Raw genomic sequence first — 20,369 nt, forward strand, 5'->3', positions numbered from 1 at the left:
GAATAAGAGGTAAATTTAATGAGTATTTCTCTTACTGAAACTGCAGCAGATCGAGTAAAAACGTTCTTGACAAATCGGGGCAAGGGGATTGGTTTACGCTTAGGGATTAAAACATCAGGTTGCTCAGGATTGGCTTATGTACTTGAATTCGTTGATGAACTACATGAAGATGATCACGTATTTGAACAACATGGTGTAAAAATTATTGTGGATGCAAAGAGCCTTGTCTACTTAGATGGAACAGAGCTGGATTTTGCAAAAGAAGGATTAAATGAAGGCTTTAAATTTAATAACCCGAATGTTAAAGAGCAATGTGGTTGTGGTGAAAGTTTTCATGTTTGATGAGTTGTTATTACGTTGAGCTAAAAATGAATCCATTTGAAATTTTTGATTTACCTGTTGAGTTCCATATTGATCAGACCGCACTATCAAGCCGTTATCTTGCCTTGCAAAAGTCACTCCATCCCGATAATTTCACTACGCATTCTGCGCAAGAGCAGCGTTTAGCAATGCAAAAATCGGCAGAAGTGAATGATGCATTACAGATCCTCAACGATCCTATATTGCGTGCTGACTGCATTATTCGTCTTCATACCAAAGACCCCTCAGCTAATGATGAAGAGCGTCATCATGATATGGCTTTTTTACTGCAGCAAATGCAATGGCGTGAAGCATTAGAAGAAATTGAAGCACAACGTGACAATGATCGGCTCACTGATTTCTCGACAGACATTACACAGGCTCAACGAGCTATTTTAACTCAATTAGCTGATGCACTTTCTACTCAGCAATGGCAACAGGCAAAGGCACTCAATGACAAGCTGCGTTTTATCAAAAAATTAGTGGCAGAAGTGGAGCGAGTAGAAGAAAAGCTCTTCGATTTTTAAAAAGGATTATGTCAACAAACCTGCTATAATAAGCACCAGTATTAAAACAAGAGATAAACAATGGCATTACTTCAAATTGCAGAACCCGGTCAAAGCGCCGCGCCTCATCAGCATAAATTAGCGGTAGGAATTGATTTAGGGACAACAAATTCATTAATTGCGACAGTACGTAGTGGGAAAGTTGATATTTTATTAGATGAGCAAGCACGTCCATTGCTCCCGTCAATTGTACATTTTCAATCAGATAACGTATTAGTGGGCTATGAGGCGGGAGAGGTTGCGAGTCAAGATCCTAAGAATACAGTTGTGTCGGTCAAGCGTTTGATCGGACGGAGTTTACAGGATGTGCAACAACGTTATCCTAATTTGCCTTATCAATTTGAAGCAAGTGAAAATGGTTTACCCTTGTTGAACACAGCAAAAGGGTTATTGAGTCCAGTTGAAATCTCTGCTGAAATTTTAAAAAAATTAGCCGCACTTGCAGAACAGCGCTTGGCTGGGCAACTTGCTGGGGCTGTGATTACGGTTCCTGCATATTTTGATGATGCACAACGCCAAAGCACAAAAGATGCCGCCAAATTAGCGGGTATTCACGTATTACGTTTATTAAATGAGCCAACTGCAGCCGCCATTGCTTACGGGCTTGATAGTGGCCAAGAAGGCGTCATTGCGGTTTATGATTTAGGTGGTGGGACATTTGATATTTCTATTTTACGTTTATCAAAAGGTGTCTTTGAAGTTTTAGCTACTGGCGGTGATACCGCACTTGGTGGTGATGATTTTGACCATCAATTAATGGATTGGATCGTTACACAATCGGGAATTGTGCCACAAAATGCACAGCAACAACGTCAATTAACAGAATTAGCGACAAAAATTAAAATCGCATTGACGAATAGCATAGAAACTGAAATTTGTTATCAAGGTTGGTCTGGCAAAATTAGTCGCGAAGAATTTAATCAATTAATTCAGGGCTTAGTAAAACGTTCATTATTGGCTTGTCGTCGTGCGTTAAAAGATGCGAATGTGAGCGTAGATGAAGTTTGCGAGGTCGTAATGGTCGGTGGTTCGACTCGCGTGCCATTTGTGCGTGAGCAAGTGGCTGAGTTCTTTAAAAAAGAACCATTAACCTCTATCGATCCAGATAAAGTTGTCGCGCTAGGCGCAGGGATTCAAGCAGATATTTTAGTGGGTAACAAACCAGATTCTGAAATGTTATTGCTTGATGTAATTCCACTTTCATTAGGGATCGAAACTATGGGTGGTTTAGTGGAAAAAATTATTCCACGTAATACGACAATTCCAGTGGCGCGAGCACAAGAGTTTACTACGTTCAAAGATGGACAAACCGCGATGTCAGTTCACATCGTACAAGGTGAACGTGAAATGGTTGGAGATTGCCGATCACTTGCACGTTTTACATTACGTGGCATTCCGCCAATGGCAGCAGGGGCAGCCCATATCCGTGTTACTTATCAAGTTGATGCTGATGGGTTGCTCAGTGTCACTGCCATGGAAAAATCTACAGGGGTTCAATCCTCTATTCAAGTGAAGCCATCTTATGGATTAACAGATGATGAGATTGCTGCGATGCTCAAGGCATCGATGCTCAATGCGAAAGAAGATATTCAAGTACGTTTATTAGCCGAACAACGTGTCGAAGCTGAGCGAGTGCTTGAAAGCGTGCGTGCGGCGTTGAGCTATGATCAAGAGTTATTAAATGATGAAGAATTAAGTGCGGTTAAAAATGCAATTATTTCTTTAGCACGTTTGCAAAAAGAAGGGGACACACAAGAAATTAAGCAAGGCATCAAACAGCTTGATTTAGCCACCCAAGAGTTTGCAGCGCGCAGAATGGACAAATCAATTCGTGCCGCATTAGCTGGAAAAGCAGTTGATGAGGTCATTAGTCAGAAATAATGTGAAAAGAGATAGGATAATAACACATGCCAAAAGTTGTTTTTTTACCCCATGATGATCTGTGCCCTGAAGGGTTAGCGTTAGATGTGGCAGAAGGGGAAAACTTATTAGATGTTGCATTGGATGCAGGAATTGAAATTGAACATGCTTGTGATAAATCTTGTGCGTGTACAACCTGCCATGTCATTATTCGTGAAGGCTTTGATAGCTTAAATGAAAGTACTGAAGATGAAGATGATATGTTAGATAAAGCATGGGGGTTAGAAGTCGACAGCCGTTTAAGTTGTCAATGTTTGGTTGGAAAAGAAGATTTAGTTGTAGAAATTCCGAAGTACACGATTAATCATGCTCGTGAAGAATAATAAAAACGCTCAACAGTAGTTGAGCGTTTTTATTTTCCCTCATGTTTATTATAGGGTTATTTGTCTAATTGAGTTAAATAGCCTTTTCCTAATAAACGCATTTGCCACATAATACGTTGTTGTCGCCGTAATACATAAGGGCTAGGTTTATTGGCTTTGAATACAATAGGATTGGGCAGTACAGCAGCTAAGAGCGCAGATTCAGATTGGGTCAACTGTTTCGCAGATTTTTTAAAATAATGTTGGCTTGCCGCTTCTACACCAAAAATACCTGGTCCAAATTCGGCAATATTGAGATAGACCTCCAAGATACGCTTTTTAGACCACAGTGTTTCTAATAACAGCGTGATAGGTACTTCAATCCCTTTGCGTAACCAACTTTGTCCATGCCATAAATAAACATTTTTGGCTGTTTGTTGGCTAATCGTGGATCCGCCCCGTATGGTTTTGGCGGATTTGTTATGCTGTAATGCACTTTTGATTGCGTGCCAATCAAAACCAAAGTGATCAGGGAAACGCTGGTCTTCGCTTGCTAAAACGGCGAGCTGCATAGACCACGCAATCTCTTCAATATTTGTCCATTGGTAGTGTGTTTCATAATGAATATCGCCTTGCAGTACATGACCAATTTTCTTTTGTACCATGTAGGATGACATCGGGAGCGGCACAAACCGAAATAAGAGAACGCTCACGATGAACGTTAGCAGGAGAAACACGAGGCTACGAACTACGATTCGCTTAGCTTGATGCCAACAAGAGAGAAAAGGAAAACCTCGTTTAGTAGTGTGTTTTCGCTTGCTCATCTAACTGTTCTTTGATCCATGACATAAATTCAGGTGGCATTGTTTTAATCATATTGGAGCCACGCGTAATTGTGGCAGCGCTCGTATTGAGATTTTGTTGTATTTCTCGTTGCGGAATGGTTTTATCTAAAAGTTGCGCCACAATTTGTAAACGTAATCCGATTGAATCACGTTCATCTGGTGTCAATAATAACGTTAATATATCTTGTTCTTTTCCTTGCTCAAAAGCAGTACGTAACATGTCTACAAATGCTTGCCACTGTGCCAGATCGCGACTTACATACATAATTTTATCCTCCTAGTTAAACTGTCGCACTAGTATAAGCGATTATATTCGTCTTGGCTAAATGTTTGCTGGGGTCTATTCTGTAAAATTTGATAATACAGATCGTATGTTAAGACATTTTGTACATAGCCACGCGTTTCATAAAACGGAATAGAGGCAATAAATTCTGCCATAGTCAGTTTGCCATTTGCATTCATCAACCAATGGTCAACTCGACTGGCGCCAGCATTGTAAGCCGCTGCGATTAGAATACGATTATTGCCATATTTATCATACAATTCTTGTAAGTGATAAGTCCCTAACATGATGTTATCAAAGGGATCAAACAGCTGGCTTTCATGCGTATAGGGTAATTCGGCTTGTTGCGCGGTTTGTTTAGCGGTGCTTGGTAATAATTGCATTAAACCACGAGCATTAGCATGAGAGGACACATTGTGCTTCCACGCACTTTCTTGACGAGCGATTGCCATCGCAAAAGTGCGGTCAATATTCTTGTTATTTAGGTGTAAATCAAACCATGGCATGTAAGCATTGGGTAAACGTAAGGCAATATAGCCCCATGCCTTTGCTTGAATAGTGGCTTCAACAGCCAGATCAAACCACGCTTGTTGTGTAGCATAACTTGCAAGTGCTAATTTTTGTTCAAAATCACTTTGATCAAGTAATGTTTTCCATTCTTGATTCATATTGTTCTCGTCATTCATCTCACGTAGTTCATGAATTCGAGCAAATTGAGCCGCATAAATAACAGTTATTGACTCGGCTTTATTGGGCGAAAATGTCAACATGTCGGGTTGATAAGGAATGCCCAGTTCCGTACTGGCTAACATTGGATAAAAGCCGCGTTGTTTCGCTAACCTTGCTAGCATAGATTGGGCTTGATTTTTGGTTTCGGCATGTTGTGCGAGAGTATAAGCCTGCCAATAACGCCATTCATCTTTATTTTTTGCGTTATCAGACAATAAGTTCAGCCATGGCGTTAATTCCGTTTTCTCGCGGAGTGCAGTTCGAAGTCGACGCTCAGTTAGTGCATCGTCTTTTAATGCGACAAGTGTAGTATCACGCCATTGTTGTAGACTGTTGTCGTCATTATCAAATAAGTGACTAATGAGTATTTTTTTCCATTGTTTTGTTTCTTCTGCGGATAGCTTGAGTGCTTGGCTCCAAGCTTCATAAGTCGCAAAGGGATCAGATTGATTGACAAATGTGTTTTCTTTAAGATTTTTAATCAATAGCGGGAAATGCTGTAGGACGACTCGCTTTGCCAATGTATCGGTGGGGGCAATTTGAGGTGGATAAAAGATTGAATGAGGTTGTTGTAATTGCAATGGTGCATTGATTAGCTGAGAAAGACCCGCTACCCATTGTTTGACTTCTGTTTTTTTGGCTTGTTGTTGTAAATAACTCAATAAGCCTTGGTTTTTTTGTTCAAATGCTAAAACGGCTCGTGCTTTTATTAATTCGTCTGTCAGCTGACCCATTTCAATCCATTGTGCTAAAAGGGGATCGCATTGTTTTGGTAAGCTTTCACCAGTAAGCCACAGTTGTTCTACCTGTGTATACCACATAGGATGAGTAGTAACGCTCAACGTGGGTTGGCTATTGTGCTCGGCTTGTAAAATAATGCAGCGAGACATGCGGTCGGATGGCAAGCTCGCTTGATTTTCGATAATAGATGACCAGTTTTGTTGCGTTTGTGCTTGTTGTAGCCATACTTTTTTCAAGTCTATAGCAAAAGGTAAGTCAGGATACTGTTGCTGATAATCCTCGATCATGTCCAAACGTAATGCGGTTTTATTGGCTTTCAAATAAGAGTATTGTGCATAGGGATAAAGTGGGTAGTTTTGGAGCTCGACTAATAAAGGTTGCACAATTTGTAATGTTGCCTGACTTTGTGAACGGGTTAATAATTGCTGAATTTTGCGATAGATCTGGCGTGATGTTTGTTGAGTTGTCGGTTCTGATGTAAGTTGGGCGAGATTGCTTGGCACAACAGGTTTTTCTGCGGGCGAAACAGTTTGATTCTCGGCGAAAAGAAAACCCGAAATACAGTAAAGTAAGCCACTGAGTGTAAAAAAAGAGAATAATTTCATGATGAACTCTAAAAATGCGAGAGAAGACGAATTTGATACAAATTAGACCGCACTTTTGAGGAAAAGTGCTTATTGTGGTGCGACTGGCTGAATAGGAGAAAAGTGGGGGAGGCTATCCCACCCACTTGTTTCGATCTAACTATATTGAGGTTAAAAAACACGTTTAAACGGTTTGACAATGACTTCACCATAAACACCCGCTGCAACATAAGGATCCTCGCTCGCCCATTGTTTGGCCTCCTCTAAACTGGCAAACTGAGCAATGACAGTGGAACCAGTGAACCCCGCTTCACCTGGATTTTCATCATCTATTGCAGGATTAGGTCCTGCGACAAGTAAACGTTCCTCCGCCTGTAGTTGAGCTAAACGGGCTAGGTGCTTTTCTCTCACGGCTAAACGTTGTGTGAGAGTATTAGGATTATCTTGAGCAAAAATAACATAGTACATTCTCTCGGCTCTCCTTATGGGGTAACTTGAGATAAGGCGTATTCTAATTCTGGGTTATTTTCTCTGGGGACTGGACGAGGACGTCCTTCTTTATCAACTGCAACAAAGGTAAAGACAGCCTCTGTTACACAATAACGTTCACCGATTGGCTCACTCGCCACTTTTTTCACCCAAACTTCCATTTTAATTTTAATCGATGAGCGTCCAACACTTAGGCATTTTCCATAGCAGCACACGACATCTCCTACTGCAATTGGACGGATAAATGTCATACTATCGACAGCGATGGTAACAACACGACCATGTGCGATTTCTTTTGCTAAAATGGCTCCCCCCATATCCATTTGTGACATAATCCAGCCACCAAAAATATCGCCATTCGCATTCGTGTCAGATGGCATCGCAAGAGTACGTAGTAAAAGTGTGCCTCTTGAATCTGTATTTTTTAAAGAATCGATTAGGGTTGTCATACTTATTCCTTGTTATTCATATTGTTTTTTGGAAGATAACGATAAATGTATACGCCCGTAAGTACCGTTGCAACGAGAGTCATACCAAGAATACCGAATGTTTTAAAATCTACCCACGCATCATCGGATAAATAGTGGCTAATATAGGTGTTGATTAACATACATAAAAGAAAGAAACATGCCCAGCCAAGATTCAATGTATTCCATGCGTTTTCAGGTAAGACTACATTTTGATCTTTACTCAGCATGAGTTTAATTAAGTTCTTTTTAAACACATATTGGCTAACCAGTAACACTAATGCGAAGATGGCATATACAATTGTGACTTTCCATTTTAAGTATTCAAGCTGATTAAAATAAGCGGTTAAGGCACCAAAGAATACTACGGCGATCCCCATGATAATCTGTTGTTTTTCGACTTTACCGTATTTTAGTTTGAGAATAATCAATTGAATCACTGTGGCGACCATTAACGTTAATGCGGCTTCGCGAATGCCAACTAATTTATAGACAGCAAAAAATAAGATCAGTGGAATAAATTCGAGGAGTTGTTTCATTGTTAATTACGCCTTTTGCATGAAAATAGTATAAAAACGATAAGTGAAAACCAGTGAGAACACGATTAAAAATGCAGTAATTAATTCAATCACCAGTTCTAATACAAGATTAATGCCTAATGCAGAAAGATGCCGCATAAGTAAAGGTAAAAGAAAGTGCAGGATTAAGCAGTATAAGAATAACGGCGCAACCCGTTTTGTACTTGCTCGCCACGTTATTTGGAAGGCTTGACCAATCGTTGTGTTGGCAATTAAGTAATGTACAGAGGCTAAACAAAAACGAATAAATAAGTAAACGCCGAGCGCCAGTGACAATAGGGAAAAAATCGAGGATTGCTGTTTCGTAATAACTAAAGAGAAGAAAATTTCAGAAACACCAATAATGATCGGGAGTAATAAAATAATATTAATCAGCAACACACCAACAACTCGTTTCATCGCATGACTTAAATTATATGCTAAAGAAAATGTCCCCTTTTGGCTGATGTTATGAATCGAAACAAGACACCAGCTTGATAATAACACGTAAAGAAATTGATAAATCAGGATAGAGATTGCGGTACTTGGTGTTGCGGCACTAATTCCTAAAACTTGGCTCAATTCTTCGTTACCTTGTGGGATAGGGTCCGTAGCAGCAGTGGCTTCCAGTAAGATACTGATTACGACATTGCTAATGAAAAAAGCAGAGAGGAAGGTCAGCGTAATTTGGCGCTGGTTCTGGATAAAATTCCAGCTATCTTGAAAAATTTTAGTAAAATTTATAGGCATGAATACATACTCAAGTTGAAAATCAAATCATTTGAGCATTATACAGGTTTTTATCGCAAAATTAATCTTCTTCTACGGTTTGGTTCTTGCATGATGGCATCAGCAAGAACCTATGATAAGAAAGATTGCGCAACGAGTTTATTTTTACATCGTTATGCGGGTAGTCGCGTATGAACAATGCGTATTGTATGCTCTGAATGGTATTAAGAGGCTAAATCTAACATCTCTTGTGCATTGGCTAATGCGTTCTCCGTAATTTCACTCCCCCCCAATAGTCTTGCTAAAGCATTAACGCGTTGTTGTGGTGAAAGTGCGGTCATTTTTGTTTCAGTTTGCCCCTCAATCACTTGTTTTTCTACGTTGAAATGATGGTGTCCTTGGCAAGCTACTTGTGGTAAATGTGTGACACAAATGACTTGGCAACGTTGACCTAATTGACGCAATAATTTCCCAACAACACTCGCTGTGGCACCGCTAATACCCACATCAACTTCATCAAAAATTAATGTTGGAATGGCTGATTTATCAGAGGTTAACACTTGCAGTGCTAAGGCAATACGAGAAAGTTCTCCACCTGAGGCGATTTTTGCTAGCGGTTGTGCAACTTGTCCGAGATTACTACGTAATGTAAACACAACCTGATCCGCACCGTGACGAGTCATGGCGTTATCGTCCTTCGTGAGTGAAATAAAAAATTCACCGTTTTCCATAGCAAGTTGTTTGATAGATTGTGTCACCTGTTGAGCCAATTGTTCGGCACCATGTTGACGGCTTTGGTGTAATGTGAAAGCCGTGCGACGCATTTTTTCATAAGCTTGTTTTTCTTGTTCAATCAGCGCGTGCTCACTGTCAGAAAAATCAATTAATTGTGCGAGTTCTTGTTTTAAGGTGCGGTGCAATTCCGTCAAGTTTTCAGGCTTTACTTGGTGTTTTCGTGCTAATTGTATTGCTTGTCCCATTCGCTGTTCAATGTCATGCAGCAATGCAGGATCTTGTTCAATATCGTTAGCAAGATGTTGGATTTCATGAGTGGCTTCTTGTACTTGAATTAATGATTCTTGAAGTAAGTTGGCCGCATTACGATAACGGGGATCTAATTCACACAGTTCATCCAAATATTGTGTAGCACGATAGAGTAGCGTATCAATATTGACTGTTTCGTTTTCACTGACTAACTGTAAAGCTGACTGTGACAGTGTGGTTAACTGTTCGCTGCTTGAGAGTCTTTTGTGCTCTTCTTCGAGTGTAGCGAATTCAGTTGGGCGTAAATTAAATTCATCCAATTCGGCTACTTGATATTGTAATAATTGCTGCTTGGCTGCATTTTCCACGACTTGCTGCTGAAATGTTTGTGCTTGATGCTGTAACATTTTCCAAGTTTGATAATCTTGATTCATTTGGTTGAGTAAAGTGGAATGACCACAGAAATGATCAAGTAATTGTAATTGGTAGTCTGTTTTTAGTAATAATTGTGAAGCATGTTGCCCATTAATATGGATTAAATATTGACCGATTTCTTTCAGTTGCGCCGCTGATACAGGAATACTATTAATGAATGCTTTTGAACGTCCATCTTGATTGATGATACGGCGTAAAATACATTCATGTGGGTTATCTATGTCTTGCAATTCTTGCGTGTGTAGCCACTCAAATGCAGGATTATTTTTCTCGATCGAAAAAGTTGCACAAATATCGACACGTTCTTGCCCTTCACGTAGCATGCTTATTTCTGTACGTTGACCTAAACACAATCCTAACGCATCGATAGCGATCGATTTCCCTGCACCAGTTTCACCTGTGATCACAGACATGCCTTGTGCTAACTCAAGGTTAAGGTGACGAACAATCGCAAAATTATTGATAGTAAGTTGAATAAGCATAGCAAAACCCTCTCCACTGTATATTTATCAGTTTATAACTGTTTTTATATACAGTAAAGTGGTTTTTTTATCATAGATGTGAATATTTTTTAGACTAAGTTGCGTAGCCAACCTAATTTAGAACTTAACACTTTATAATAATTATAATTTTTTAAATGTAACAATCTCAGTTTATGCTGGCTTTTTTGAATGTGTACGATATCATCGGGGGAAAATTCGAGTGCGATTTGACTATCACAACCTACCTCTAATTGTGCGGTATTATATTCGGCAAAGCGAATCGAGATTTTACTGTCTCCATCAATGACTAAAGGGCGTGATGATAACGTATGCGGGAACATTGGCACTAAGGCAATGGCATTCAGTTGTGGAGTTAAAATAGGACCGCCTGCTGAAAGTGAATACGCGGTTGATCCCGTCGGTGTGGAAATAATTAATCCATCAGAACGTTGTGAAAAGGCAAATTTATCATTGATATAGACGTGAAAATCAATCATATGGGCAATTTTAGCTGGGTGGATCACGGCCTCATTGACCGCATTGCCGCTTGCAATAATTTTCCCTTCACGCTCTACGCTGGCTTCTAAGATAAAACGTTCTTCAACAAAAAACTCACCCTCTTCTAAGCAGGCTTGCAGTTGAGCATAGGCATTTTTGGGATCAATATCGGTTAAAAAGCCCAAATTACCTCTATTAATACCGATTAATGCAATGTCGTATTTGGCGAGAATACGTGCTCGACCGAGCATATTACCATCCCCGCCAATTACAATGCCCAATTGTGCTTGCTGACCAATATCTTCAATTGAAGCAAGATAGGCTTCGCTTAAACCAAGTTGTTCACCAATTGGACGTTCTACTAATACTTGATAGCCTTTTTCAATTAACCATTGAAATAGGTTTTTATGCATTTGTAATGTGACATCGTGACGAGGTTTACCCAAGAGTCCGATGATTTGAAACGAGGATTGTAGCGCTTTAACATCAACAGCATTTTGGTATTTCATTGCCTATCCCATTTTAGTGAAAAAACTGACCGCACTTGAATTCAGAAAATCAGCCATTATATTACACACAAAACCTTTTATTTGTCAGCAAGTATCTATAAATGTGCTAACTTTTATATTTTTTGCTAGAATCAAAAGCAATGTTGTTATGAATGGAGAATAAAATGTCTGAAAAAGAACAAAAAGTTGAAAATAATGAAGAAATGATTCAAGAAGAAGTTCAATTAGAGCAACCGCTTGAAGAAGCACATGTCGACGACGATCCGTTAGAAGAAGCGATTGTACGTGTTCAGGAATTAGAAGCACAATTAGACGCCGCCGTGAAGAAAGAGCAAGATTTCTTGTTACGTACACGTGCTGAAATGGATAATATTCGTCGTCGAGCAGAACAAGATGTTGAAAAAGCACATAAATTTGCGCTAGAAAAATTCTCAAAAGACATTTTAAATACGATTGATAATTTAGAGCGAGCATTATCGACGCCAGCGAATTTGGACGATGAAACAGTCAAAGCATTATTTGATGGTGTGGAATTGACCCTAAAAGAATTACTCAGCACAGTAAATCGTTTCGGGGTTGAAGCCGTTGGTGTTGTGGGGGAAATGTTTAACCCTGAAGTGCATCAAGCTATTTCAATGCAAGCAACGGAAGGTTTTGAAACAAACCAGATCACTGTCGTGTTACAAAAAGGCTATTTGTTAAATGGTCGCGTGATTCGTCCAGCAATGGTGATGGTTGCTGCGTAATTAGTTCTGTCAGAACTCGTAAAATAAAAGACCGCACTTAGTACTGAAAGGCACAAAGTGCGGTCTTTCTTTGTGTGTTTTTTGTGTTGTACATATAATAAAAGATTATAAACAATAGCAAAAAAATAGTTGTAGTTTATTATAAATTCTCATTTAATTTCGCATGTCTTTTTTTTATTCGTATTGAGAGCAAATTATGACGGTAGTAAATCTTATTATTTTTGTTGCCTTGTTGGTGCTACTGGCTTGGATCTTCAGAAAAACACAAAAGCTAGGTACCACAGTGTTTATTGGATTACTTTTGGGTGTAGTGAGTGGGGCATTATTACAACAGATTGCCACACAAGATGTGATTGATAATACATTGGATTGGGTAAATTTGGTTGGAAATGGCTATGTACGTTTATTACAAATGATCGTGATGCCTTTAGTCTTTATTTCTATTTTATCTGCGATTACGCGTCTTAATCAGGCGAGCGCATTGGGAAAAATCAGTGTCAGTGTGATTACGCTTTTATTAATGACTACTGCGATTGCGGCAACCATTGGGATTGCAATGGCTTACCTTTTTGATCTCAGCGCGGAAGGGCTTATTGCGGGAGAGCGAGAGTTAGCGGCACAAACGCGAGTGGAAGGGCGTGTAGAAAAAGTGAGTGGGTTGACGGTTCCAGCGATGTTACTTTCGTTTATCCCAAAAAATCCTTTTTTAGAACTGACGGGGGCGAATCCGACTTCTATTATTAGTATTGTGTTGTTTTCTGCCTTATTAGGCATTGCGGCATTGAGTTTAGCGAAAGAGGATCAGGCTTTAGGTGAGCGTATTGCTCAAGGCGTTGATACGTTAAATAAACTCATTATGCGCTTAGTGCGTATGGTCATTCGCTTAACCCCATATGGTGTTTTTGCGTTGATGATCAAAATGGCAACTACATCAAAATGGGCTGATATTGTCAATTTAGGATCATTTATTGTGGCATCGTATTTAGCCATTTTCTTGATGTTCGTTGTGCATGCTGTGTTGTTAGCGTTGTTTCGCATTAACCCAATTCGCTATTTTAAGAATGTCTTACCCACATTGAGTTTTGCTTTTACATCGCGTTCGAGTGCCGCAACATTACCACTGAATATTGAGACTCAAACCACTAAATTAGGTAATCATAGTGTGATTGCTAATTTCTCTGCCACTTTTGGTGCAACCATTGGGCAGAATGGATGTGCAGGGATTTATCCTGCAATGTTAGCGGTTATGGTCGCGCCGACTGTTGGTGTTGACCCATTTAGTTTAGGATTTTTAGTCACATTAATTTTAGTTGTGACCCTCTCTTCCCTCGGTATTGCTGGCGTCGGTGGTGGGGCAACATTTGCGGCTATTGTTGTTTTGTCTACTTTGAATTTACCGCTTGCGTTAGTTGGCTTATTAATTTCAATTGAGCCGTTAATCGATATGGGACGTACAGCACTGAATGTCAATGGATCTATGGTGGCGGGAACAGTAACCAACAAATTATTGAATACTAAGTCGTCATCTCAATAAACTCAAAAAGAAAAAGAGATAGCGTAGGCTATCTCTTTTAGTTAGTGAATTAGAACGTGAGTTCTGCAGATAATCGGAAGTTTCTTCCTGGGGCATAGAAGCGTTTAATACCTGCTCCTGTATTTTGATCGATTAAATTGAGCGTGCCAATTGAGCGGATTGATCTGGCAGAATCCCAAGTAATATATTTTTTATTCGTGAGATTGTAAATTCCCGCCGTGAACATCAGATTTTTCGATGGTTTGGCATAGGCAATCGCATCAAGAGTCGTATATCGATGATTTCGCCAGGCTAATGTACTGTCAGTGACTTTTTGTCCTTGTACTAAGGTGTCATTTTTCATTTGTCCTTCCCAGTACATATTGTAAGTATCGCGACGTTTTTTCTCAGCAACGTGTGTGATGAAAAAGTCTAAACCATATTGGTCTTCTTGAGTAGAATAGCCAATGCGATAAACAGATGTTGTAGGTTGGATCGCGTTCATTGGGATTTTCCCATCAATTTTACCTTTTTGATGTGTCAATTTATAACCTAATCTAAATCCAGCGAATGCAGAGGAAATCTCTTCTAATTGTAACGTCGTATTCATTTCAAATCCTGTGACTTTTGCATGATTACGGTTGATGTTTTGATAAAACGGATAATTCAACGAGCTACCTTCATCAACGGGGCGAGAACCCACATAAACCAGATCGATAAAGTCATCATAGTCAGTTTGGAAAGCACTTAACGTAAAGAAACTATTATTTTGATAAACGGTCCAAGCCGCCTCTTTTGTTTTCGCTACCTCTGCTTTTAAGTGAACATTGGGTGTAATGGAGAAGCTAGGATGTTTAAAGGTCATCCACATTTCATCTGACGTTGGTGCCCTAAAACCATTGGCATATTTGAATTGGATTCGCATCCAGTCTAATGGATCAAGGTTCAAACCAATATTATAAGAATGGTGTTTATAACGTTTATTTTGCAACATGATTGCGAGGTTCTGTTCAAAGTTTTTATTCAGGCAGTCACTGTTGTACCCACACTGTGCGTCAATACCGTAGGAGTTGCCTGGGATAGGAACGAAAATCCCCGCGATTAAGCCTTTAGGTACAGGGACTTGGCGATCATAGTGTGGACGGTGTTCTACGCGATCATAACGATAAATAAAATCCAGATTTAGCCAATTGGTTAAGGTGGCATTATCGCCAAGATATAAGGCATGATTTTTCGTTTTCACTGGGATGAGATAGCTATAACGACTATTAACATTTTCTCTTAGGTTACCTGTACAGGTTCTTCCTGTTCCCCAGTTTTCTGGTCTCGGCTGATATTCTCTCGGGTAAGTGCCAGAAATGGCTTCAGCACAAAAGAATTTATCCGCCCACCATTGTACATTGGCGCCCTGATAACCGTCTTTATTTAACATAGTTTTACTTGTTTGGTTATAAAGTCCACCATATTTAAGTTGATGCTCAATATCTCCAGTAAAAAATTGCTTATCAAAATCAAAAGTCAGTTGTTTTGTATTGGTATTCAAATCTCTATCGTTATAGTCATTACGGCTATATCCCGTAGAGAAAGGGAATAGCAAGACAGATTCTTCAAATTGTTGTCCTGTTCCAGTTGTTTTTGGTTGACTTTGACGTTTGATTTGACCATATTTTTTCCCATTTTTTAGTTTTTGTACGATAATCTCACGTTCTTCAAAGGCATAACCATCCTCGCCATTTGCTTTCTTTTTGACTAAAATCTTGAATTTTTTATTGCAATCAATTTTGTCGCAATGAAGTAAGGTGGTCTCAGTAGAGTATTCTTTGTAGTGTAAACCTGGAATCTCTTTACCTTTTGAGTCTTTATATACGACTTTTTTGCCCCAGCCTTGATCCTTAGCTTCTGCTTGGATTTCTCCTCCATATTGATCAACTACTTTGTGGACTCCGTTACTTTCGTCCAGTTTAAAGCCCTGTTCATTTAACACTGCAACGCATTTTGCGCCATGACAATATTCATCCGTTCTAGCATTGTTTGTGATTTTTTGTGAGGAAAAGGAGATGTTGGCGTGATCCCAAAAAGGCGTTTGGCTAAAGTTTTCGTAAGTGAATTGGATATTTTTTCGTGATGATTTGTCATTTGTTTTGCGTTCACCGTAGATTTCGTGACTTGAATATTCACTTGGTCTTAAGGTGTAAGAGAGATCATCTCCACGTGATGTTAATCTTGAATCATCTAATCCCGCAGTAAAACGATGTTCTTCGTGAGGTTGGAAACCGAGTTTAATCAATTTGCTATTACGAGTGATATCATATGGGTCCGCTTTTTCTCGTGTTTTTCCTACAGCATTGTAATCCTCTTCTTTCGTTTTATAGATGTCATAAAAATAGTTTGCTCTTTCATGACCTTCACGATGGGTATTAACGAAGAGTATATCGAACCACTTATATTTGCCAGCCAGTGTCATCGACGTGATATCTTGTCTATCCATGCTTTGATAGCCGCGTTTTATCCCAATATGATAATTCTTGTCTATTAAGTAATCACGAGCATCTTTTGTTTGAAATATAACAGAACCACCGAGTGCGCCGCTGCCTGATTTAATAGAATCGGCACCTTTTGTAATTGTGGCAACATTGACGTTTTCGATTTCAACACTGTTTCTTGTATTATTAAAGTTACCGTAGCCTTCAAAGAGCTCTTTAAAACCTTGTGAACTTAATGTTTCAGCTTGGCGAAGTCCATCCACCATAATTCCTACACGGTTTTCATCTACACCTCGTACAGCATAACCGCTTGCACCAGTTCTACCAGTTTCAACAACCGTGATCCCTGTTTCATAACGCACGAGATCACGGTTATCTGATACTTGTTGTTTGCTGAGACGCATTGTATTGATTTGTGTTTCGCTTACTTTTTTGTCTCGAATATTGGTTTCTTCGCTGCCTGAGTGACCTGATACCACTATGGTATCTAATTGGTCTAATTCTTCCGCTAGGAGCGGCTGACTTAATGCCAAAGCAGTGAGCATGACAGCAGATGGCTTATTCCATTGCATAAATTACCTCCATGTTACGACTTAAATTGATTATGAAAATCGTTCGCATTATAAAATTGGAGGTATGAAATGGAAAGGACAATCTAATAAAGAAAGATTTAAGTGGTGAAAAATGCATAACTCATTTATTTTATTCACCATTTTAGTTTGTTAAATCATCAGTTTAGTGGGCATTTCTTGCTATTGTGCTGCCTTTTAACCATTTTCTTATCCAGCTTCGGTTAGCGCTAAGTTGGTGAACGATATCTTGTGCGAGAGGAAGGGGTTCTCGATAGATTAAGGAAGAAAGGCATTCTGCTAATAAAGCGGCGGAGGTGAGACCTCTTGAACCAAGCGCTCCAATCAAAAAGAGATTATCAAAATTCGCGGCACGCTTGATCGGGTGTTTGCGACGACGTAAATTATACAAATTACAGTAATCTTCTCGTTGTTGGTTAAAGTCAGGCACATTCCCTACCATTGGAACACGATCACGGAGCGCGCAGCGGATCCCAACTCTTGCTTGGTTACCCGATGTATCCACTTCATTCACCCATTCAACGTGAAGATTGTGTTGAATTTTTTGTTGATTTTCTACTTGTTCTGTCACACTAAAATGACGTTCACTATTATCTCGAATATGGCTAGCCCCGATACAATGAGTGTGGCTTTTTGCCATGGGAGTGAGATAGCCGTCATAGCACACTACTGCTTTGAGTTTTTGCAGATTTTGACTGGTTGGAATTTCACTGACTTGTCCACGAACTGAATAAGCGGGTAAGTCTCGGGTTTGGGGAAACTCAGTGATTTGGTGTCCATTGGCTAGTATGACAATTTGATGTGTAAAAGTTTTGCCTTGTTCATTTTGAATAAGCCATTGTGTTGCTTGTTGCTCAAGTGCGGTCACTTTTTGACGAGTTTTGATCACTAATCCTTGTTGTTCAAGATAAGCAAACATATTTTGCACAAATTGACGGGGAGAGAGCCAAGCACCTTGTGGGATAAATCCACCCGCGCAAGAAAGTGGTAAACCTACTTTTTCGCTTAACTCAGATTGAGAAAGTGATTGGTATAAACTTTCTTGCCATTGATAGTCCGAAATTTTGTTTAATTTACCCGCACTTTTCTGATCATAGCCACAAAGAGCGACGCCACAGCATTCATATTCAAAGTCGATACCTCGTTGAATAGCTTGTTGTAGGCGTTGTTGCCCATAAGCAAAGGCATGAATATAAAAACGGATGTTAATTAAATCATCATCACTGAGTTGAGGGTAAAATGCGCCTTGTTTATTGCCTGAAGCGTTGAGGGCAACCGCTTCATCTTCACAATACAGTGTGACTTTTGCTTGGCGTTCCAGTAAAGAAAGCGCGCTAAATAATGAAGCTATTCCACCACCGATAATTGCGACATCAGCTTGTTGTTCAAATTGTGCAGGCTGAGGCAAATACCAAGGCGTGTAAATCATTTTTTCATCAGTATTGGGCTTAATACCTTGAAGGCATTCGCGTTTTTTACCGTAGCCTTTGCGTTTATTGACAGTAAATCCTGCATTTTCTAAGCCTTTTCTCACCGCACTTGCCGCGGTGAAAGTGGCAAATGTCCCTTGTGGTTTGGTGTAGCGATACATTTGTTGATAAAGCGCGTCGTTCCACATTTGTGGGTTTTTGCTGGGGGCAAAGCCATCGAGAAACCACGCATCAATTTGGTTTGTCATATAATCCCCCAGTTGAGGCAGATTGTCAGCAATATCACCAAACCAGAGATCTAATGTGGTTTCTGCAAAGTGAAAGCGATAGCAACCTTCAATTGGTTCAAGCCAGTATTGGTGTAATTGTTGGCTAAGATCGGCAAATTCAGGGTACGCGTGATGTGCCGATTTTAATGCCTCAAGTGGAATGGGGTATTTTTCAAAAGAAAGAAAAAAGAGCCGCTGCAGTGGTGAGTTAGGATATTGTTGGCGGAACTCTCGGAATAAGGTGGTGACAGCGAAAAAGTTAAGTCCTGTGCCAAAACCCGTTTCGGCAATCACGAAGTGCGAATCAGTGAAATCTTGCCAGCGTTGCCATAATTGGTTGCCTTCTTGAAAAATATAACGACTTTCTGCTAAACCATCCTGGTTAGAAAAATAGACATCGTCAAATTGTACAGAAACAGGGGTATTTTCTTGGTTAAAATGTATTTCTGCAAACTGAACCTTATTCATCACCTTTTATTCCTTTCTAGAAAATCTGAATCATACTATAATAGCCCAATTTCCTAGACTGGTCGAATGATCGAATTATCACTTGAAATATTGTGGTTTGGAGGCTATTTTATCGACCATATTTTCACGATTTAAACAAAAAGCAAAAGGAATACTCTATGAAAAGAGCGGTTATTACTGGTTTTGGTATTATTTCGAGTATTGGTAACAATAAAGAAGAAGTGTTAACCTCATTAAAAGCAGGTAAATCTGGTATTGAAGTGGTCCCTGATTTTGTTGAAATGGGTATGCGTAGTCATGTAGCAGGTACAATCAAATTGAATCCTAGCGAATTGATCGATCGTAAAGTGTATCGCTTTATGGGGGATGCGGCGGCTTACGCTTACCTTTCAATGAAAGAAGCCATTGAAGATGCGGGTTTAACTGAAGATCAAGTCTCGAACGATCGTACAGGGTTAGTGATCGGTGCGGGTACAGGTTCAGCACATAACCAATTAGTTGCTTGTGATGCCGTTCGTGGTCCTCGTGGCGTGAAAGCAGTGGGGCCTTATGCGGTCACTAAAACCATGGCATCAAGTGTGTCAGCCTGTTTAGCAACACCATATAAAATTCGTGGCGTGAACTACAGTATCAGCTCAGCTTGTGCAACATCTGCACACTGCATTGGTCACGCACTTGAGTTAATTCAATTAGGTAAACAAGACATCGTATTTGCGGGCGGTGCAGAAGAGCTTTCTTGGGAATGTGCAACTGAGTTTGATGCGATGGGCGCAGTTTCAACAAAATACAATGATACGCCAGAAAAAGCATCTCGTGCTTATGATGCGAATCGTGATGGTTTCGTGATTGCGGGCGGTGGTGCCGTTGTGGTTGTTGAAGAATTAGAACACGCACTTGCGCGCGGTGCAAAAATCTACGCTGAAATTGTCGGCTATGGCGCAACTTCAGATGGTTACGATATGGTTGCACCAAGTGGTGAAGGGGCAGAGCGTTGTATGAAACAAGCTATGGCTACTATTGATGCACCAATTGACTACATCAACGTACACGGTACTTCTACACCAGTAGGTGATGTGAAAGAATTAGGTGCCATTAAGAGCGTATTTGGCGACAATGTTCCTGCGATTTCTTCAACCAAATCAATGACAGGACACTCTTTAGGGGCTGCAGGTGCGCATGAAGCTATTTATACTTTATTAATGCTAGAAAATGATTTTATTGCACCGAGTATCAACATTGAAACGTTAGATCCACAAGCAGAAGGTTGCAACATCGTAACTGAACTCGTTGAAAATGCAGGCTTAAAAACAGTCATGTCAAACAGCTTTGGTTTCGGTGGTACAAACGCTGCGTTAATTTTCAAAAAATATAACGGTTAATTGAAAGAAGG

At 39.9% G+C, this 20,369-nt stretch carries 18 protein-coding genes; 7 read left to right on the forward strand and 11 right to left on the reverse strand.

Translation table 11 applies throughout. The annotated features are described in order from the left end of the window. Window positions 1–18: 18 nt before the first annotated feature. The 4 genes from iscA to fdx are packed head-to-tail and all read left to right on the forward strand — an operon-like array spanning window position 19 to window position 3,169. Window positions 19–342, forward strand: coding sequence for an iron-sulfur cluster assembly protein IscA (iscA, locus tag ACWIT3_RS05215; protein ID WP_457161739.1), 324 nt, complete (start codon window positions 19–21; stop codon window positions 340–342). 26 nt (window positions 343–368) lie between these two features. Then, entirely contained in the window at window positions 369–887 is a 519-nt protein-coding gene (gene hscB, locus ACWIT3_RS05220; RefSeq protein ID WP_457161740.1) for a Fe-S protein assembly co-chaperone HscB, read from the forward strand. Window positions 888–947: 60 nt separating this feature from the next. Further along, entirely contained in the window at window positions 948–2,807 is a 1,860-nt protein-coding gene (gene hscA / locus ACWIT3_RS05225; RefSeq protein WP_457161741.1) for a Fe-S protein assembly chaperone HscA, read from the forward strand. Window positions 2,808–2,833: 26 nt separating this feature from the next. After that, window positions 2,834–3,169: an ISC system 2Fe-2S type ferredoxin gene (fdx, locus tag ACWIT3_RS05230; RefSeq protein WP_046338759.1), complete on the forward strand. Its 336-nt coding sequence runs from the start codon at window positions 2,834–2,836 to the stop codon at window positions 3,167–3,169. Window positions 3,170–3,225: 56 nt separating this feature from the next. Here the strand turns inward: fdx and mtgA are convergent, their stop codons facing one another. The 9 genes from mtgA to ACWIT3_RS05275 all read right to left on the reverse strand — a co-directional run bounded on the left by mtgA (window position 3,226) and on the right by ACWIT3_RS05275 (window position 11,480). After that, window positions 3,226–3,972 (reverse strand): monofunctional biosynthetic peptidoglycan transglycosylase, encoded by a 747-nt coding sequence (mtgA, locus tag ACWIT3_RS05235; RefSeq protein WP_457161742.1) that lies wholly within the window; start codon window positions 3,970–3,972, stop codon window positions 3,226–3,228. Next, window positions 3,947–4,258, reverse strand: a complete 312-nt coding sequence (trpR, locus tag ACWIT3_RS05240) for a trp operon repressor (protein ID WP_457161743.1) — start codon at window positions 4,256–4,258, stop codon at window positions 3,947–3,949. The genes mtgA and trpR overlap by 26 nt, the downstream gene beginning before the upstream one ends. 29 nt (window positions 4,259–4,287) lie before the next feature. After that, window positions 4,288–6,351: a transglycosylase SLT domain-containing protein gene (locus ACWIT3_RS05245; RefSeq protein WP_457161744.1), complete on the reverse strand. Its 2,064-nt coding sequence runs from the start codon at window positions 6,349–6,351 to the stop codon at window positions 4,288–4,290. 150 nt (window positions 6,352–6,501) lie between these two features. Next, complete coding sequence (locus tag ACWIT3_RS05250) at window positions 6,502–6,798, reverse strand: YciI family protein (RefSeq protein ID WP_457161745.1); 297 nt, start codon at window positions 6,796–6,798, stop codon at window positions 6,502–6,504. 14 nt (window positions 6,799–6,812) lie between these two features. Then, window positions 6,813–7,268 (reverse strand): acyl-CoA thioester hydrolase YciA, encoded by a 456-nt coding sequence (gene yciA, locus ACWIT3_RS05255; protein ID WP_457161746.1) that lies wholly within the window; start codon window positions 7,266–7,268, stop codon window positions 6,813–6,815. A 2-nt stretch (window positions 7,269–7,270) separates the two neighbouring features. Next, the gene (locus tag ACWIT3_RS05260; RefSeq protein ID WP_457161747.1) at window positions 7,271–7,825 is read right to left on the reverse strand and encodes a septation protein A; all 555 of its coding nucleotides are present in this window, start codon (window positions 7,823–7,825) and stop codon (window positions 7,271–7,273) included. A 6-nt stretch (window positions 7,826–7,831) separates the two neighbouring features. Next, window positions 7,832–8,593, reverse strand: a complete 762-nt coding sequence (locus ACWIT3_RS05265) for a hypothetical protein (protein WP_046338754.1) — start codon at window positions 8,591–8,593, stop codon at window positions 7,832–7,834. A 203-nt stretch (window positions 8,594–8,796) separates the two neighbouring features. After that, window positions 8,797–10,473, reverse strand: a complete 1,677-nt coding sequence (gene recN, locus ACWIT3_RS05270; RefSeq protein WP_457161748.1) for a DNA repair protein RecN — start codon at window positions 10,471–10,473, stop codon at window positions 8,797–8,799. Between the two features lie 89 nt (window positions 10,474–10,562). Continuing rightward, window positions 10,563–11,480 carry an NAD(+) kinase gene (locus tag ACWIT3_RS05275; protein WP_046338752.1) on the reverse strand — a complete coding sequence of 306 codons (918 nt, stop codon included), beginning with the start codon at window positions 11,478–11,480 and terminating at the stop codon, window positions 10,563–10,565. 164 nt (window positions 11,481–11,644) lie between these two features. On the opposite strand from ACWIT3_RS05275, the gene grpE reads away from it, so the two are divergent. Together grpE and ACWIT3_RS05285 are read left to right on the forward strand one after the other, a co-directional pair. Further along, the gene (grpE, locus tag ACWIT3_RS05280) at window positions 11,645–12,226 is read left to right on the forward strand and encodes a nucleotide exchange factor GrpE (RefSeq protein WP_457161749.1); all 582 of its coding nucleotides are present in this window, start codon (window positions 11,645–11,647) and stop codon (window positions 12,224–12,226) included. A gap of 196 nt (window positions 12,227–12,422) precedes the next feature. After that, on the forward strand, window positions 12,423–13,760 hold the full coding sequence (locus ACWIT3_RS05285; protein WP_457161750.1) for an L-cystine transporter: 1,338 nt from the start codon (window positions 12,423–12,425) through the stop codon (window positions 13,758–13,760). Window positions 13,761–13,809: 49 nt separating this feature from the next. Here ACWIT3_RS05285 and ACWIT3_RS05290 read toward each other — a convergent pair whose 3' ends face one another. Beyond that, window positions 13,810–16,794, reverse strand: coding sequence for a TonB-dependent receptor domain-containing protein (locus tag ACWIT3_RS05290; RefSeq protein WP_457161751.1), 2,985 nt, complete (start codon window positions 16,792–16,794; stop codon window positions 13,810–13,812). A gap of 163 nt (window positions 16,795–16,957) precedes the next feature. Continuing rightward, window positions 16,958–18,979, reverse strand: a complete 2,022-nt coding sequence (mnmC, locus tag ACWIT3_RS05295; protein ID WP_457161752.1) for a bifunctional tRNA (5-methylaminomethyl-2-thiouridine)(34)-methyltransferase MnmD/FAD-dependent 5-carboxymethylaminomethyl-2-thiouridine(34) oxidoreductase MnmC — start codon at window positions 18,977–18,979, stop codon at window positions 16,958–16,960. 158 nt (window positions 18,980–19,137) lie between these two features. Between mnmC and fabB the strand changes: the two genes are divergently transcribed. Next, window positions 19,138–20,358 (forward strand): beta-ketoacyl-ACP synthase I, encoded by a 1,221-nt coding sequence (gene fabB, locus ACWIT3_RS05300; protein ID WP_457161753.1) that lies wholly within the window; start codon window positions 19,138–19,140, stop codon window positions 20,356–20,358. The last annotated feature ends 11 nt before the right edge of the window (window positions 20,359–20,369 follow it).

It is taken from the genome of Pasteurella sp. P03HT, assembly GCF_054052285.1.